The 16,352-nt window shown below is 24.0% G+C and carries 25 protein-coding genes and 3 pseudogenes; 17 read left to right on the forward strand and 11 right to left on the reverse strand.

Annotation, left to right across the window (positions count from 1 at the left end; genetic code table 4):
- The first annotated feature begins 330 nt into the window (after positions 1–330).
- From SCITRI_RS07180 to SCITRI_RS10825, 7 genes and pseudogenes are all read left to right on the forward strand, one after another.
- Positions 331–693: a hypothetical protein gene (locus tag SCITRI_RS07180; protein ID WP_071937781.1), complete on the forward strand. Its 363-nt coding sequence runs from the start codon at positions 331–333 to the stop codon at positions 691–693.
- A 36-nt stretch (positions 694–729) separates the two neighbouring features.
- A pseudogene (locus SCITRI_RS07185) lies at positions 730–1,136 on the forward strand (DUF3627 domain-containing protein).
- Positions 1,137–1,288: 152 nt separating this feature from the next.
- Positions 1,289–1,492: a DUF2649 family protein gene (locus SCITRI_RS07190; RefSeq protein ID WP_071937782.1), complete on the forward strand. Its 204-nt coding sequence runs from the start codon at positions 1,289–1,291 to the stop codon at positions 1,490–1,492.
- Positions 1,493–1,686: 194 nt separating this feature from the next.
- Positions 1,687–2,701: pseudogene (locus SCITRI_RS07195) on the forward strand (hypothetical protein).
- On the forward strand, positions 2,694–3,098 hold the full coding sequence (locus SCITRI_RS07200; protein ID WP_071937783.1) for a hypothetical protein: 405 nt from the start codon (positions 2,694–2,696) through the stop codon (positions 3,096–3,098). The pseudogene SCITRI_RS07195 and the gene SCITRI_RS07200 overlap by 8 nt, the downstream one beginning before the upstream one ends.
- Complete coding sequence (locus SCITRI_RS07205) at positions 3,098–3,334, forward strand: hypothetical protein (protein ID WP_071937784.1); 237 nt, start codon at positions 3,098–3,100, stop codon at positions 3,332–3,334. Before SCITRI_RS07200 ends, SCITRI_RS07205 begins: the two co-directional genes overlap by 1 nt.
- Positions 3,335–3,345: 11 nt before the next feature.
- Positions 3,346–4,027 (forward strand): annotated as a pseudogene (locus SCITRI_RS10825) (spiroplasma phage ORF1-like family protein); the annotation flags it as partial.
- Between the two features lie 15 nt (positions 4,028–4,042).
- Here SCITRI_RS10825 and SCITRI_RS11670 read toward each other — a convergent pair.
- From SCITRI_RS11670 to SCITRI_RS07265, 11 genes are all read right to left on the reverse strand, one after another.
- Positions 4,043–4,393, reverse strand: a complete 351-nt coding sequence (locus tag SCITRI_RS11670; RefSeq protein WP_237237893.1) for a Gfo/Idh/MocA family protein — start codon at positions 4,391–4,393, stop codon at positions 4,043–4,045.
- 12 nt (positions 4,394–4,405) lie between these two features.
- Complete coding sequence (locus tag SCITRI_RS11675; protein ID WP_237237894.1) at positions 4,406–4,741, reverse strand: Gfo/Idh/MocA family oxidoreductase; 336 nt, start codon at positions 4,739–4,741, stop codon at positions 4,406–4,408.
- A 47-nt stretch (positions 4,742–4,788) separates the two neighbouring features.
- Positions 4,789–5,118 carry a hypothetical protein gene (locus SCITRI_RS07225; RefSeq protein WP_237237895.1) on the reverse strand — a complete coding sequence of 110 codons (330 nt, stop codon included), beginning with the start codon at positions 5,116–5,118 and terminating at the stop codon, positions 4,789–4,791.
- 85 nt (positions 5,119–5,203) lie between these two features.
- Entirely contained in the window at positions 5,204–5,773 is a 570-nt protein-coding gene (locus tag SCITRI_RS07230; RefSeq protein ID WP_071937787.1) for a hypothetical protein, read from the reverse strand.
- A 12-nt stretch (positions 5,774–5,785) separates the two neighbouring features.
- Complete coding sequence (locus SCITRI_RS07235) at positions 5,786–6,505, reverse strand: RsmE family RNA methyltransferase (RefSeq protein WP_071937788.1); 720 nt, start codon at positions 6,503–6,505, stop codon at positions 5,786–5,788.
- Positions 6,505–7,080, reverse strand: a complete 576-nt coding sequence (gene coaE / locus SCITRI_RS07240) for a dephospho-CoA kinase (RefSeq protein WP_071937789.1) — start codon at positions 7,078–7,080, stop codon at positions 6,505–6,507. The genes SCITRI_RS07235 and coaE overlap by 1 nt, the downstream gene beginning before the upstream one ends.
- 40 nt (positions 7,081–7,120) lie before the next feature.
- Positions 7,121–7,807: a GDSL-type esterase/lipase family protein gene (locus SCITRI_RS07245; RefSeq protein WP_071937790.1), complete on the reverse strand. Its 687-nt coding sequence runs from the start codon at positions 7,805–7,807 to the stop codon at positions 7,121–7,123.
- 49 nt (positions 7,808–7,856) lie between these two features.
- A complete protein-coding gene (locus SCITRI_RS07250; protein ID WP_071938065.1) occupies positions 7,857–8,210 on the reverse strand; it encodes a hypothetical protein in 354 nt (117 codons plus the stop codon).
- An 80-nt stretch (positions 8,211–8,290) separates the two neighbouring features.
- Positions 8,291–8,947 (reverse strand): ECF transporter S component, encoded by a 657-nt coding sequence (locus SCITRI_RS07255; RefSeq protein WP_071937791.1) that lies wholly within the window; start codon positions 8,945–8,947, stop codon positions 8,291–8,293.
- A 39-nt stretch (positions 8,948–8,986) separates the two neighbouring features.
- The gene (gene hpt / locus SCITRI_RS07260; protein WP_071937792.1) at positions 8,987–9,574 is read right to left on the reverse strand and encodes a hypoxanthine phosphoribosyltransferase; all 588 of its coding nucleotides are present in this window, start codon (positions 9,572–9,574) and stop codon (positions 8,987–8,989) included.
- Positions 9,575–9,704: 130 nt separating this feature from the next.
- Positions 9,705–10,367, reverse strand: a complete 663-nt coding sequence (locus SCITRI_RS07265) for a hypothetical protein (RefSeq protein ID WP_071937793.1) — start codon at positions 10,365–10,367, stop codon at positions 9,705–9,707.
- A gap of 176 nt (positions 10,368–10,543) precedes the next feature.
- Here SCITRI_RS07265 and SCITRI_RS07270 point away from each other — a divergent pair, with 176 nt between their 5' ends.
- The 10 genes from SCITRI_RS07270 (at position 10,544) to SCITRI_RS07305 (ending at position 16,342) form a co-directional block, all read left to right on the forward strand.
- Complete coding sequence (locus tag SCITRI_RS07270; RefSeq protein ID WP_071937794.1) at positions 10,544–11,191, forward strand: HK97 family phage prohead protease; 648 nt, start codon at positions 10,544–10,546, stop codon at positions 11,189–11,191.
- A complete protein-coding gene (locus SCITRI_RS07275) occupies positions 11,152–11,349 on the forward strand; it encodes a hypothetical protein (RefSeq protein WP_071937795.1) in 198 nt (65 codons plus the stop codon). The genes SCITRI_RS07270 and SCITRI_RS07275 overlap by 40 nt, the downstream gene beginning before the upstream one ends.
- A 16-nt stretch (positions 11,350–11,365) precedes the next feature.
- The gene (locus SCITRI_RS07280; RefSeq protein ID WP_257785704.1) at positions 11,366–11,992 is read left to right on the forward strand and encodes a phage major capsid protein; all 627 of its coding nucleotides are present in this window, start codon (positions 11,366–11,368) and stop codon (positions 11,990–11,992) included.
- 113 nt (positions 11,993–12,105) lie between these two features.
- Positions 12,106–12,432, forward strand: a complete 327-nt coding sequence (locus SCITRI_RS07285; RefSeq protein WP_071937797.1) for a hypothetical protein — start codon at positions 12,106–12,108, stop codon at positions 12,430–12,432.
- Positions 12,433–12,442: 10 nt separating this feature from the next.
- Positions 12,443–12,985 carry an HK97 gp10 family phage protein gene (locus tag SCITRI_RS07290; protein WP_071937798.1) on the forward strand — a complete coding sequence of 181 codons (543 nt, stop codon included), beginning with the start codon at positions 12,443–12,445 and terminating at the stop codon, positions 12,983–12,985.
- A 338-nt stretch (positions 12,986–13,323) separates the two neighbouring features.
- On the forward strand, positions 13,324–13,797 hold the full coding sequence (locus tag SCITRI_RS07295; protein WP_071937799.1) for a major tail protein: 474 nt from the start codon (positions 13,324–13,326) through the stop codon (positions 13,795–13,797).
- 21 nt (positions 13,798–13,818) lie between these two features.
- On the forward strand, positions 13,819–13,989 hold the full coding sequence (locus SCITRI_RS10290) for a hypothetical protein (protein WP_155522143.1): 171 nt from the start codon (positions 13,819–13,821) through the stop codon (positions 13,987–13,989).
- A gap of 744 nt (positions 13,990–14,733) precedes the next feature.
- A complete protein-coding gene (locus SCITRI_RS07300) occupies positions 14,734–15,399 on the forward strand; it encodes a hypothetical protein (protein ID WP_071937800.1) in 666 nt (221 codons plus the stop codon).
- A 9-nt stretch (positions 15,400–15,408) separates the two neighbouring features.
- Positions 15,409–15,570, forward strand: a complete 162-nt coding sequence (locus tag SCITRI_RS10295) for a hypothetical protein (RefSeq protein ID WP_155522144.1) — start codon at positions 15,409–15,411, stop codon at positions 15,568–15,570.
- A gap of 163 nt (positions 15,571–15,733) precedes the next feature.
- Positions 15,734–16,342 carry a phage tail family protein gene (locus SCITRI_RS07305; protein ID WP_071937801.1) on the forward strand — a complete coding sequence of 203 codons (609 nt, stop codon included), beginning with the start codon at positions 15,734–15,736 and terminating at the stop codon, positions 16,340–16,342.
- Positions 16,343–16,352: the final 10 nt, after the last annotated feature.

Consider the following 16,352-nt stretch of genomic DNA (forward strand, 5'->3'; position numbering starts at 1 on the left):
ATTTCTTCGATATTTTATTTCTCCTTTCTATTTAAAATAATTTATACAGAGAGAAAACCATAATAATATCAACTTAATTATAAATTTATGATTTTATATTTTAATAACTATTGTTAAAAATTAAATAGTATTTTTTCAGTGTGCCAATTTTTATTATTTTATATATTTAACAATGTTTATTAACATTGTTTATTAAACATTAAATAAACAATATATTAGCATTATGTATAACATTGTTAATAATCAGTGTTTATTACAATTAAAAAACATTATATAAACATTATTTATAACATTGTTTATTAAACAAATATTTAGTTAGGAGACTATATTATGGATATGAAATTTAAAACAACTAAGGAATATAAAAAAATAAAGAGAAATTTTATTTTTTTGAATTTGTGTTTTGGTTTTTGTTATTTTTTAATTTTCATTTGTTCTGGTTTTTGCATTGATTTTATAATTTTTTCTTTAAATGTAGGAGATATTATTTATATTTTAATTTCCTTTTTCTGTTTAATAGCTTCTGTTTCCTTTTTATCATTATTGATTATAGGTCATATAATACAAGTTAAGGAATTTAGAGTTACAGTATTAAAGAAACAATTATTACCGTTAGAAATTATTAATAATGGAGTATTAGGAAAAGGCACAATGTTAAGGCCAGTAAGACGAGGAGATGATAAAATTGAGTAATTTTGTTCAGAAAATCAGAATGTAGAAAATTATTTTATTAGTAAGGAATTTATCCCTTTTACAACAGATAAAGCAAGTTTTATTAATTTACCCAATCATAATCGTCATATTGGCTTTTGATTGAGTAATAAGTTTATTTATCCGAGTGAAAAACATTCGGAACAAGTAGCAATCGGTTTGATTTATGATAATTCTTATCCTATTCTTATCCTATTATAAAATATGATGAAAATTTAAAGCGAAATATTTGAAAATATTTAACTGGAACAGAATTAATCAATTTATATAATCAATATAAACAAAATTATTTTACTAAAATGAAAAAAGCGTTATTTTTAAGTGAACCTAAAAAAGTAAAAGCAAATAATAACAATAATAATTTAACAAATTGAAGTGTTGAAAAAGAACAAGAATTAATTAATGATTTGAAAGACTTAAATTAAATGAGTTTATATGATTATTGAGTTCAATTTGTTAGTTATATTATTGGTTCAAATGCCCCTGATTTTTTATATGTTATATCGTTTGTGTTATTTATTGTTTTATTTTTTGGAATTTTTTTTAAACTTATTCAAAAAATGTGGAGTTTTTAAAAATGCAAAATGATTGAATTAAATTAAAAGAGTTTTTTATTCATATATTTTTGTTTATCGATAAAACGAATGTTGAAAGTATTACAATGTGGAATTTAACGCAAAATGAATATTTAACTTTGATGGTTGGTGTTTGAGTTGTGATTTTGTTTTTAACTTGGTTTTTCTTGTGAATGGTTTTTAAAATAGTTAGTTATTTTAAATAATTAAATTTTGTTATTTTTATGGTTTTCTCTCCCCACAAAATTTTAAAATTTTTTTTTGAATATAATATATATTTTCATTACGAATGCAGTAATTATTAATATAAATAATGTTCTAAAAAATATTTCTTTTTGATTTGTGGGGAGAGAAAACCATAATAATACTAGTTTAATTATAAATAACTATTGGAGGTAAAATGAAAAAATTTATATTTTTCTTTAAAAACTATTGTTATATTAGTGGTTCAATGCTTTTGTTTAGTTTAATTGATTTATTACTTTGGATAATTTCTTTGTATTGTGTTGGTTTAGTATTTTGAATATTATTTGCTTTGCAGTGTATTTATTTTGTGTTATGATTGTGAAAAAATATTTTTTATCAGTTAAACGCTTTTCGGTTAGTAAATTTTGTTTGAGATAATCCGTTATCAGTTATTATTGGGAAGTTAGGGACCGGTAAAACATTACTTTTAACTTATTTGTCGCAAACTATGAAATTATTGACAGATGAAATTTATAGTAATTATCCGTTAGAAGATGATAAAGTTAAAGTTTTAACATTTAAAAATTTAGATTTTACCGATAGAACAAAACCGGTTCCCCCAGATGATAGTGTTATTTTATTTGATGAAAGTTATTTGTATATTGACGGAACTAGTCCTCACGATGAGAAAAAAGTTCATAGTGGTAAAATACCGTGAATTGTTTTAGCGAGACATTTTGGACATCGTGCGTTGTTTACTGCTCAGCGTGAGGGTATGATTTGAAATAATATTCGCCAGTTATCAAGTGGGATTATTATTCCAATTTCATTGAAAAAACCCGTTGCTAAAAAAGGTTTAATTTTTTTAATCGTTTCTTTATATTATGCGAATTGGGATTTTCCAAGATATAACGGATTATGAAATTTGAAAAACAAAATCAGTAGAACGAACAGCAGAAGGTAAAAGAGCAAAACATAAGTCGGGTATTGGGTTAGGAATTCGGTTTTTTAAAATAATTATTCCCCTTGAATTCGCTAATAAGCATGATAGTCAATGGTTAAAGTTTGTGCGTGATTTAAAGAATGATGAAATTGTTAATAAAAAAGAATATTATTGGTCAGAAATTACAAAGTTAAGTGTTAAAGAACGATTGGAGTTATTTGATATTGATATTTTGAAAAAGAATTTAAAACCTAAAAAAGAGAAAGGAAATAGTAAAGATGATTAATTTATTAGTTGAAAATAATAATAGTAATTGAGACAAGATTTTTAGTTTTGTTTTTGATATATTTTTGTTTATTTTTGATGTAATTTGAAATACAAAATTACCGATGACAAATACGTCAATTGCTTATTTTTTAATCTTTTTTATGGTTATTAAGTTATCGATTTATGCAATTCACGGCACATCAACACAATATAATAATTTATTTTCAACAGTTAATAATGGTGTTTCACAAGTATATTCGTCAACTGTACGCGGTGTTTCTGATACTAAACAAGGTATGCAAAAACATATTAAAGAGCGTAAACAATTTAAAATTAATCGTAATAAAAAACAATTATCAAGTTTAGTAAAACAAGCAAAAACAAGAGAACAATGATATAGGAGAGTGCATAAGTAATGATTAAATTAGTTTTATTGGTGGCGGCGATTGCGATATTTGGTACTGGTTTTATTACTGTTATTATTAATCAATTTACATCAGCAAAAAATATTATTATGGATTTATATAATTCTGATACTTGGTTGATTTGATTATTTGGTAGTATGGCAGTTTTGTTTAGTCATCCGTTAATGTTAACGATATCAAGTTTATATATTGTTGGGTTTATTGTTTCAAAAACATTGTATAGTTAGGAGTTAAGTTTATGAAAAAATCGTTATCTTTATTTGCCATATTTATTTTAACTTTTTTGGGTTTGGTTATTCCATTTATTACTTTAACGGCGTTTAGACCCTTAAATGAGGAGCATTATACGCTTAAACAAGACAATATTACTGGTAAAGGTATTAATGAAACTGATTTTATTAATACAATGTTTTTACGCAGTAATTTTTTTTGAAAATTGGTCGGAAACAAATTATTTTATTAATCCAACTTTAAAAACATCAAAAAATTTATTGTTTAATGATAAATGGTATTTAGATTTTTTACAAGATAGTTATTCAACCGGAGTTGTTTATGATAAACCTAATGAAATATTTTTGAATTATTATCGACAATGACATAGTTTAAAAAATCGGTATATGGTTGAAAAATTTTATGATGTTAAAAAAGAGAATTTTTTGAATGATTTAACTGATTTTATTTATTCTTTTGCTGTAAAATATAAGATGTTTAATGTATCGAAAGAAATTGTGGAAAATATTGACCGCTATAAAGAAAATCATTATCCAAGAGTTAAATTGAAAGTAGATAATTGAAAATTAATTCTTAATATATCAAATGAAAATTTACAAAAAGAAATTAACATTAAAAATGATAAATGATATATAGTAATAGGAAGAAACAAAAGATCTAATAGCAATATTTCTTTTTGTAAATTTAATTCAAAATTAGATGTTTTAACTATAATTGGTAATATAACAATTGATAATTATAATTATATTACTATGTTGTAAAAGAACAACATTATTAATATCAACGCCATTCTTTAACTTATGACTCATTGCCTTAACATCTTTGACTGGTCCAAATAAAGCAACTGCTAATTCAACGGGATAAATTAACATATCATATAAAGAACCTTTCCCTAAGGTTTCATCAAAAACAGAATTATATTGGTCTAATAAGACTTCTTTCATTCGGCTTGAATACTGATTACAATGAAAACAAGCTAAAAAAGGTTTAATTTTATTCACATTTGTTTGCAAAATTTGATAAGCTGGTAAATGTAAGGGCTTGAAAGCTTCCATTAAAAAAGATTATTAATTTCTGCTATTTGTTTTAATTCAATTAATTCATGTGCAAAAAAAAGTTGCCGGTTTTTCAACTAAAACATGCTTCTGTTGTTGCAAAAAATACTTTGCTTGTTGATAATGTAAACCATTTGGTGAAGCAATATAAATAATATCGATATAATCTAAAATATCTTCAAAATTATCTACAATATGGACTAATAAATTATTTTTTGAAGCAAAAAATTTAGCTTTTTCTAAACTACGTGAATAAAGGGAAGTAATTTTAACTCCTTGTACATCACGACAAGCATCAATAAATTCACTAACAATATTGCCTGTACCAATGGTTCTAATCTTTAACATAAAAGCACCTCACTATGTACCTTTAATTTTTGTTAATTGTTGGTAAATTAGTTATTCATATCAACATTAAAAATAATTTCACTTGCTTGAAAAAAGTTACTTTTACGGCTTATAACTGAAACTATATAACGTTTTTGTTGTGCATCATATGTTCCTTCTAAGCCAAGGCTATTCGAATTAATTTGTTTAAAAGCAGGACCACCTAAAACATTAGTAGCCGCAGCGCCTAATTCATTTTGATTTTTAACGGTTAATTTTGGGGATGTTGATGATAATCATTTTTTTAAAGTTGGTCGAAGATCAACATAAGATTTTGTTTCTAAATTACCACACATTACTGAATTTTTTACTGATTTTGCATTTGGTTTCGCTTCCATTTTCACATAAACTTGATTAAAAGTAAGTTTGTCATTTAAATATTTATCCTCAGTTATTATTAATTACTCTTTTTTTAATTATAAACTAATTACTATTTTTATCATCATCAAAGAAAGGATTTCGGCTCTTTTTTGTTTGTTGCTCATTTGTTAAAACAGCATTATTTTTTTCCTGTTCTTTTGCTCATTGTTCTGAATCTTGTCAATTTTTTTTAACAATAAAAATTCGTTCTTCAACGCGAACAATTGATTCTAATACTGAACAAGCAATTGTCCCAACAAAGACCATAGGAAACCATACATATCAAAAAATACAAATTTGGGCTGGATTTAAAACCTTAGTATTAGCTAAAATTAAAAAAAATAAACTAATTGCAAAAATTAAATATTGACCGATATAAAAAAACTGCATAAAAATAATATGTTTTCTCAATAATTGAAATGGTGTCTTTTTTAACTCATGAATACGAACTAAATGATAAATAATAAAAATAATAATAGCAAAGCCAATTAAAACATAACCAATTTTGTGCCCTGTTACTGCTGCAATGTCTCATTTTTGTAATCCTAAAATTAAAAAAATTAATACTAAAGATGTATATAATATTATATTTGCAACACTAACTAGTGCTTTAATCGATACTACTTTTGTCATCTTTGCATTCTCCTATAATTCCTTTTCATACATAATCATTGCTAAAAGTGCAACTGATGCGGTTTCGGCCCGTAAAATTCGTTGTCCTAATGAAACAGGATAATAATGATATGAAGATAAAACCGCAATTTCATTTGGAGTAAATCCACCTTCAGGGCCAATTACAATTGTAATTGTTTTAAAATCTTGTTGTAAAAACTGTTTTATTGATAATGTTTCTACAACTTTTTCATAACAAACAAGATTAACATCACTTTGATATTTTTGTAAAACTTTTAAATCACTTTCAACATCATTCACCAATGGCACTTGATTACGATAAGATTGTTCCGTTGCTTCCTTACAAATTTTTGTTCAACGTTCAATCTTTTTAAAATTATTTTCACCTTTTAATTGTACCACACAACGACTAAACTGAAAGGGAATGATTTCATTAACTCCTAATTCTGTTGATTTTTGTAATAAGTAGTCTCATTTTGTATTTCGAATTAGTCCTGCAATTAATCGTACTGTAATTGGACTTTCATGATTTTGTTCTAATTTTTTAATTAATTTAAATGCGTACTTTTGTGGTGATTGTACTTCTAATGTTGTTAAATAATGTTCACCATTATAAATACAAATAATTTGGGTTTGATTTCTTAACCGTAAAACTTGTTTAATTTGTTTAACATCATCTTCAGCTAAAATAAAGTAATTCTCTTCTAATTGGTTGGCAACAAAACGATGCATTATTCATCATCTCCTAATATTTCTTCCATTATTTTATCTAATTTTTGATATAGTTCTGGCAGTGATTTGTTAGTAATTATTTTATAATCAGGTTTTATCTGTTTAAAAAAAGTTTCTTGAATTTTTAAAAGCTGTTCTGTTTGGTCTGATGGTTGTTGATCACGAGCATTAATTCGTGCAATAATGTTTTCTTTACTAGCAGTAATAAATATTTTTGCAGTAAAAGAAAGCGCTAATGTGCTTAAACCAATTGCTTCAACTAAAAAATTTTGGTTTGGGTTATTATTAATAATTGTGATAATTTGTTGATTAACTTTTGGCCATAAATAATTATTCAACTTATTATTAGCAACAGGATTAGTAAAAATAATTGTTCGTAAACAATCACGGTTAAGAACACCATCAATAATTATCCCAGGAAAAGTTTGCTCTAAAAAACACAAAACAGTTGGATCTTGCATAATTTCTTTTGCAATTTTATCTGCGTTTAAATAAGTGAAATGATATTTATTTTGTAAGTATTCACAGGAACTTGTTTTTCCTGCTCCAATATAACCATAAACACCAATTATCATTTATGTTTGATTCCTTTCTAACAATTGCTTGTTACTAAAATTAATTTAAGTTTAATAAATTTTCTGCAATAATAACATCAAAAATAGCTTGTGCAACAGCCATTGTTTCCATTGATGTATAGTGAATACCATCATATTTACTTTGATCTTCAGGGTGTGGATTTGCTGCTAATTGTAAATTAACAACAGGAATATTTAACTTTGCAAAATATTTTTGATAAGCATCTGGTAATGATGTCAACAACTCACCATCATGTAAAGTTAATACTTTTGGTGGACACACCACTAAAACTTGATAATTAACTTTTTCCTTATTATCTTTATGCAACAATTCCATTTTATTAACCAATTCCCCTAATGAATCAACAATCTTTGTTTCAATTTGATAATCTGGAATTTCTTTTAATTTTGCATAAGCATCATAACCAAAATAATCATTTGTTCCTAAAAAAATCATAAACAAATCAATTGGATGTGCTTTTTGATATAAAACTGATAAATTATCCATTCCATTATCTTGGGGAAAACCAAAATCAATTAATGGTTTAATAATTGTTCGTCCTGGCTGAGCATCAGTTTGAATTTCAATTTCTCTTGTTTGGTAATATTTTGTTAATAAATTTTCTAATTTTACTGGTCAATTATCTGCATCTGCCATTTTGCCAGTTCCCATAGGTAAGTAACCAAAAGTTAGTGAATCTCCTAAAGTTGCAATGTTCTTTTTCATCCATCTCACCCTCTCTGTTATACCACTATTTTATCTTACTTCATTATAATTAAGATTTAATTTTTAAAACTTTCTGGAAAAATAAAATGATTCATGCTAACCCAAATAAACCACGTAATGCATTAGGCAATGTTTGATAAACACGTAAGTATTGTGCTAAAGAATAAAATAAAAATAAAAATGCAATAATAAATGAACAAAAAATTCATAACAAAATAATTACAATAATATTTAGTCATTCATTATCATTATTTTGCAATTGCGTGGTAAATTCAGTTGATGAACGAAAGCGAGTAAAAAAATAAGCTAATGGTCACAATAATAAATATCAAAAATATAAAATTGGAGATAATAACAAAAATAAAATAACTTTTATAAAAATAAGGTCCGTTGATTGTTTCACTGTTTTTTCGCTTCTTTCTTTTTTAATTTTATAATTTTCTATTAAATAATGCAATTCAAATTGAATGTGCAATCAATATATTAACTATTATTATAAAGTTTTTTTAATGCATATGCAACAGGGGGGAAAATAGCAACAGCTAGCAACATTTCTGGTAAATAATTAGTTGCTAAAATAATTCAAGTAAAAGTGTGAAAAAAACGTTGTTGATCTGGGTTAGTATAAATTAAAGGACCAATAAAATACATAAAAACTAAAACAAAAATAGTATTTAAAGTAGCTGCAGTAAAAGCAATGATAATATTATAAATTTTTAAATAATGTCGTTGGTATCAAGTCAATTCTATAATTTGATTAGTATAAATTTTTGCTTCAAGTTTAACAGAAGTTTTTGTTAAAAAATAAGCTAAAATACCAACACAAAGTCCCATTAAAACACGTGGCACAACAGAAAACAATGGATTAAGAAAAATAAAACTAGTTGGACCTGGTGAAATTAGTGTTTGAATTAATGAAGATAAACCAAAAATAAGACCATAAATTAAACCCACTCAAATTAAATTTAAATTAATTGTAATATATAAAGCATACATTCCAATTAAAAAAAAAATATGCATTAAGGTTAAACTAACTGGGCCAACAGTAATATATCCTAATGATGGAACTAACGCAAACAATAAAAAAATTGCAATAATAATACTATTAATTGTAATCATTCTTGTCGTTACTTTTTTCATTTATTCCTCCAATGATAACTAAAATCATTTAATTGTGTATTACTTCTTTATATCTCATTTTCATGTTGCTAATTTTTCCTGATCAGCAATCGCAATATATGGCAAATTGCGTAAACGTTCTTGATAATCTAAACCAAAGCCAATTAAAAAAGCAGGTGGAACATCAAACCCATATCAATCAGCAACTAAATTGATTTTACGACCAGCTTTTTTATCTAATAAAGTAACAACTTTCACACTACGTGCTCCTTTCAGATATAAATAGTCTTTAATCATTTTAATTGTTTTACCACTATCAATAATATCTTCGACTAATAAAATATCTCGATTTGTTATTGGCATTGGTAAATCAAGTAAAATTTGGGGAGTATCTTTACTCTTAACACCACCAAAATAAGATGAAACAACCATATATTCAGTTTCACATTCAACACCAACTAAATGAGCAATAAATTTTGCCATAAAAGGAATACACCCTTTTAATAATCCTAAGCATAAAATTGTATTATCTTTTGCTGGATATTCATTAAGATAATAATGACTAATTTGTTGTCCTAATTCAAAACATTTTTCATCAATTTCTTCGGTAGTAATTAAAATTTCTTTTACAAGGGGATGTATCTTCATTTTTCTGCCTCACTAAATATTAATAATTTATTTTAATAATATAATTATAGTATATTGTAATATAATTAATGTTTAATTAAAAGATACTTAATTTTAAAAAATAATGCGAAAATCTAAAATTAAATATAACTTATTTTATTAACTTTGGTAAATATAATGTTAAAAATTCATGTCATAATTCCCATGCTTTTATTTTCAGAGCATCACTTGCTAAAAACCAATATACAAACCCTTCTGCAACAAAATCACCAAGATTATTAAAAGAGTCGCTACTTAAATGAAATAAATTTAAAATTTGTTCTGGGGTTAAGTCTTGTCCATTTTCAATTTTAATTGTTAAAAAAACTTTAATTTCTTTAATAACATTAACTTGACGACTAAAATTAATATCAACGGTATACCCTAATTCATGAAAAATAACATTAAAAATTTCACCAGAACTTCATCAACCATTTCGTCAAGAGTTAACGTTTACTTTATGACTACAAAGCAAAATGTTTTGTTCAAGAGCAATAGCTTGTTTAAACCCTTCTCGATATGTAAAACCAACAACTGGACCACCATTATTATTAATTCTTAATATTCTAACAAATTCTTTAACAATATCTTTTGATCAAATATTACTAATAAAATTATAAAATTTTACTAATAGTGTTTTTAATTCTGCTTGATAATCTGGGCAAAAAGTACTAATAACTTGTTGTCATCCTTGTCTTGTTTCAGCATATCAAAAATTTATTGAAATTACGGAAAAGTAGATGATGAAAAAAATGGAGAAAACAATGGACAACAATAAAATTATTAATAATAAAATTACTAAAAAAATTGATTTTAATATAAAAAAATAAAAGAAGATAAATTTAGTACAAACGAAATTATCGGAATAGCAAATAAATATGATGTAGTTGATTATCACAATGACATTACTGACTACAAAAGTTTTGAAAATGATTTAAAAATGGTAAAACTGTGCCTGTGTTTTTATCTCATAATCACGAAAAAATTTTGGGTGTTGCAGATTTAGAAAACCGAAAAGACGGATTATGGGCAAAAATTAAAATATATACTAATACTAATTATGGAAAAGAAACTTACGAAATTGCTAAACAAATGCAAAAAGATAATAGACCAATGCAGTTAAGTATAGGATATCGTATTTTAAAATCAGAACCAACAGAAATAAACGGCCAAGTTGTTCGTTATTTAAAACAAATTGAAGTTGACAAAATTTCTTTGGTTCCATTAGGAACAAATCCACAGAGTAAAATACAAGAAATTAAAAATATCAAAGGAGAAAAAAATGGAAAAAGTAAATTTAAAAGAATTAAATGACAAAATTATTGATTCCAACAATGAATTAGAAGAAAAAAAGAACAATTAGAAAATATGGAATTAAAGAAAAATAATTTAGCTAATAAAGAATTACAAGAACAAAAAGAGTTATTAACTGCAATTAAAAAATTAAATGAAGAAATTACAGAAAATCAAAAAATAAGAAATGAATATTTAGAAAAAAATATTAAAAATATTGAAAACGGAAATAGCACAATTTTACAAACATTAAGGGGGCAGAACAAATGGAAATTAAAACTATTTATAATCAAAAAGATATTTTAGATACAAGAGAATATAAAAATGCATGATTAAAAAATATGCAAAGACAACAATTAACGCCACAAGAAACAAAATTTTTACAAGTTGGAACAAATCCAATTGGAAATGAAGATGCGAGTCCGCTTGTATCTACAACAATATGAAAAAATATCTTAAATTAAATTAACTTCTAATTTAATTAATGAAGTAACTATTTTAGAACACCGAGGAAAATTAGATATTGCGTATGAAAATAATTCAACAGCTGCTAAATTTGTCACAGAGGGTGAAGAAATAAAAGGAAAAACAGGATTAGAAAGTATTAAATTTGATGGTCACATTATTGCCACTTTGCTTGAATTTTCAGAAACTACAAAATTTATGACAATTGAAGATTTTGAAGCATTTGTAATTAGAGTGATTACAAACAAAATTAAAGAGGGAATCGAGCAATCAATTGCTACCGGAACTGGAACAGGTCAACCAACTGGAATATTATCAGATACAAAGATTAAAATTGTAAAAATTAAAGAATTAAACTACGATACTATTATTGAAATGATTAAATCATTAAAATTAGGATATTCAAATGGTGCTAAATTTGTAATGAATAACGAAACATTCTGAACTATTCAAAATATTAAAGATAAAAATGATCGCCCTATTTGAAACCACAATATAAGTTCAGATGGAGTCACTAATAAAATCTTAGGTTATGATGTTATTTTAACAGACACATATCCTACATTTTCTACAACAAATAAAACTAATTGCATTTCTTTTGGAAAATTAAATACTTATTATGTAAATTTCCAAGAACCTTAATTAATGTATAAATATTCTAATTATACACAAACAACTATATATCAATTGGAAAAAGAACTCACAGAATTAAAAAAAGAAATTAAAAGATATTAAAAAACTAGAAAAAAATAAAAATGAAAGATAATTTAATTTTATTAAATGATTATGCTTTTCTAATTGATAAAGAAGATGACGAAAATCCATTAAGTCATAAAAAAATAACTAAAAATAAAAAACAATTATTTTGTGATATTAAATCAATTTATGCTAATGATTTTTACACCGCTAGAATGGCGGGAATAAAATTAGAAATAAAATTACTTATAGATAAATATATGTATGATAATGAAAAATTTATTTTAATTGATTATAAATATCAAAATAATTGACAAGAATATGAAATTATTAGAACTTATGAAAGACAAGGTGGATTTTTAGAACTATTTTTAAGTTTAACATAAGGTGTTAAAAATGAAAAAAAGTAATTCAGTAGTTGATATATTTGATTTTGTTGCAGACTCAATCCAACAATATACTTATGATATCCAAGAACAAATAAAAGAAGAAATTAAAAATGTAGGTGAAAAAATATTGGCAGAAATTAAAATTACTTGCCCTATTAGCAATAAACATTTAACAAAAAGAAGACATTTAAAAGATTATTTTGTTTTTAAAATAAAATTAACCAAAGATAAAATAATTGGTGTAATTTATGCCACCAAACAATATCAAATAATTCACTTATTAGAATATGGATATATTAATCATTGAAATAATGAAAAAATTAATCCTCGCCCATTTTTACGAAATGCTTATAATAAGTATATTGATGAATATATTAAAAAAAATAGAAACTATTTTAAAATATTAGTTAATATGATTATTAATAATAAAAGAGAGCAGAATATTAATTTAATTATTGAATTATTAAAAAATTTTATCCAAATAAAAAAATTAAATATACATTTTTTAAATTTAATGAAGATAATTTCAAAAACATTGAAAATAATATAACTTTTTATAGAATTAATGATAATACCTTTTTTCATCAGATAATATTAATAATTTTATAAGACAAACATTCCAAATTTGCTTTAATTTTAAAAATGAAATTAATTTTAATGAAATTGAAAAACTAGAAAATGAATTAATAAATAAAAAAATAAATTATCAATTGGCACAAGAGTTTTATTTATACAAACAAAATTTATATATCGTAATTTATGAAATATTTTTGTTGCTAAAAAGATAAAAGGAGAAAATACAAATGAATAACAACATTATTGAATTTGGACTATAAAATGTTCATTATGCAAAATTAAAATACAATCAAACAACAAACAAAACAGAATATGCAATCCCCACAAAAAATATTAGGAGCAGTAAATTTAAGTTTAAATGTTAGCGAAAACACTAATACCTTTTATGCTGATAATAAACCATACTATATTTCACATTCTTTTCAAGGTTATAGTGGTAGTTTAACAATAGCAAAACCATCTGATGATTTTGAACAAGAAATTTTAGGAATTGAAAAAGATAAAAATGGAAATTATATTGAAAAATCAACTAGTTTAAAGAGTGAGATTGCTTTGGGGTTTGAAATCAAAGGTGATTTAGAAGAAAAAAGAATTTGACTTTTAAGAGTTAATTTAAAACGCCCCAATCAAACTCATAACACTCAAACCGAAAATGTAAACCCAGATACTTATACTTTTGAATTAAACGCCTTACCACGAATTGAAGATAATGTTATTAAAATTAAAACAACAAAAAAGCTAATGAAAATAATTATAATAACTACTTTTCCCAAGTTCCAAAATTAGAAAAAGAAGATAACAACGAAAATGAATAGATATTTAGAAAGTTTAAAATTAAAAGTTAATATAAGCACTTATGCATTAATTATTTATGAGGATTTATTTGGTTCATACGGAGAATTGTTAAATAAATTAGAAAAAGACAAATATGAATTTTCATTTATTTTAAAATTATTATTTTTTTGTGAAAGCAGCTAATGAAAATTAATTTAAAGATTTTAAGGAATTTTGTCAAAAAATTACATTTAAAGAAATTACCGAAAATGTTAATGAAATTAATAACTTAATAATGGAATTTGTAGGTGCTAGTGTTAATGACAAAAATTTACAGGAATACGGCGAATTAACAAAAAAGTAGATTATAAATTTAATAAATTTACTCCTAACTTATTACTATTACTTAGTCACTTAGGGTTTTCAATTATAGATAGCAAATATATTAAATTAAAAACATTAATAGAAATTATAGAAATTTATAACAATCAAAATAAAAGATTAGCAACACAACAAGATATTAATAAATTTTTTTAAAGGAATAGTTAATTATGGCAAAAGAAATAAAAGGACTGAGCATAATACAATACCCATTTTAGCAATCAAAGGAATTTTAACAAAAATAACTGTTGATACCGCCAAATATGCTGGTAAGCTTAAAAAAACATCAAAAGAAATTGGTATCACAGCAGAAAACTTACAAATATTTCGTTATATTGCAAAAAGAACTGGAATTACTAGCGAGGAATTAGAAAAGAGTTTTAAAAAATTACGACAAGGTATTAGTGCTATTTCTTATGGAATCAAATGAAACAACAGAAGCTTTTAATAAATTAGGAATTAATATTAAAAATAATGAGGGATCTTTAAAAGATACAGGAACTATTTTTTAGAATTAAAAAATCATTAGAACAAATAAGTGATGAAACTGAAAAAAATAATTTAATAATGGATATTTTTGGTTCTAAGTTAGGAAAAAACCTTATTCCAATGCTTGCCTTATCAGATGAAGAAATTAAAAAAATGACAAACAACATTAAAGATTTAGGTATTGTTTCAAATGAAAATGTTGACAAAACAACACTATTAAATAAAAAATGAAATGAATTTAAACATGTTATTAATATTACAAAAATGAATTTAGCATCTGCCCTATTACCCGTGTTTGAGTCTTTGGTTTCTTTTTTAGAAGTTAGTTTAATACCAATTATTAAAGGAATAACAAATTTTTTTAATATGTTTAATGATACAACCAAAAAAACTATTTTTATTATTTTAGGAATATCAGCAAGTTTGGGGGCTGTTGTTTACACAATTGGAAAAATAATAAATGTTATTAGTTCATTAAAAACACTTTTATTAGGAATGGCAAAGCACCCAATTCTTTATGGTGTTTTAGTTAGTTTGTCTGCCTTAGCTGGTGGTGGGGTATGATTATATAATAAATTTAATAAACCACCACAAAACATTAACCAAGAAAACCAAACTAATAACTATAATAAAATTGAAAATAAAAATGAATTTAAACCAACAATTATTATTGAGGGAGAAAATGATAAAGAACGAGCTGAAAAAATACTCGAATATATAGGGCAATGAAATAATAGAGTATAGGGAGAAAATATGTATAATTTACCATTTAGAACTTTTAAAATTAGTAATAGTAAAGATAGTTTAATTAATTTATGTGATTTAGATAATATCATTATTTTATCATTTAATGGATTAAATATTAATTTTGATAATAATTATTTAAACATCGATAATAAATTTTATTTTAAATAATAGTAAGCATTCTTTAAAACAAATAAATTTTAAATTATTATTTATAGGCCCAAATCCCTATGGTAAATTTAATGATTTTATTAATAAATTAAATATTAATTTAGATAATAAATCTTCCCTCTTTTTATTATTTTATAGTTTTTGAATAAATGAAAAAACAAAATTGGAATATTATTGTGAGGTAATTATTAAAAGTATCATTAAAACAGAATTGAATAATAATAATAATAATAATTTAGAGGTTGATTTTATTTTAGAACAATTAACTAACTGAAAAAAAGAAGAAGATAAATTATTTGAAATTAAACCAAATAAAACAAGCGGAAAAAGATACAATGAACATAATAACAAATATTATTTTAAGTTAAATCGCATTAAATATACCAATCAATATAATGAAAAAATTAAAATTAGTAATAATAGTTATTTAGCATCAGATACTCTAATAACAATCAATGGCCCCACAAAAGACCCATATTTAAAATTAGAAAATATTAATGGTAAAGTAATAAGTGAACTTAAAATTAATGCTGAAATAAATGAAAATGAAAAAATAATAATAGATAGTAGATTAAAAACCCAAAGCATTATAAAAGTTGATTTAAAAACCGAAAAATCATACAACATATATCAATATCAAGATTTTAAATATACTAATTTTATTCAAATTCCACCAGGAAACTATCATATTTTATATTCTTCTAACCTTTCAAAAGACAAACAAGTTGGAAATATTAATATTAAAAAATTTGAAGAATATATTTTAATTTAGAAAAAAGGAG

Origin of the sequence: Spiroplasma citri (assembly GCF_001886855.1) — a bacterium.
Lineage (GTDB): Bacteria > Bacillota_I > Bacilli_A > Mycoplasmatales > Mycoplasmataceae > Spiroplasma > Spiroplasma citri.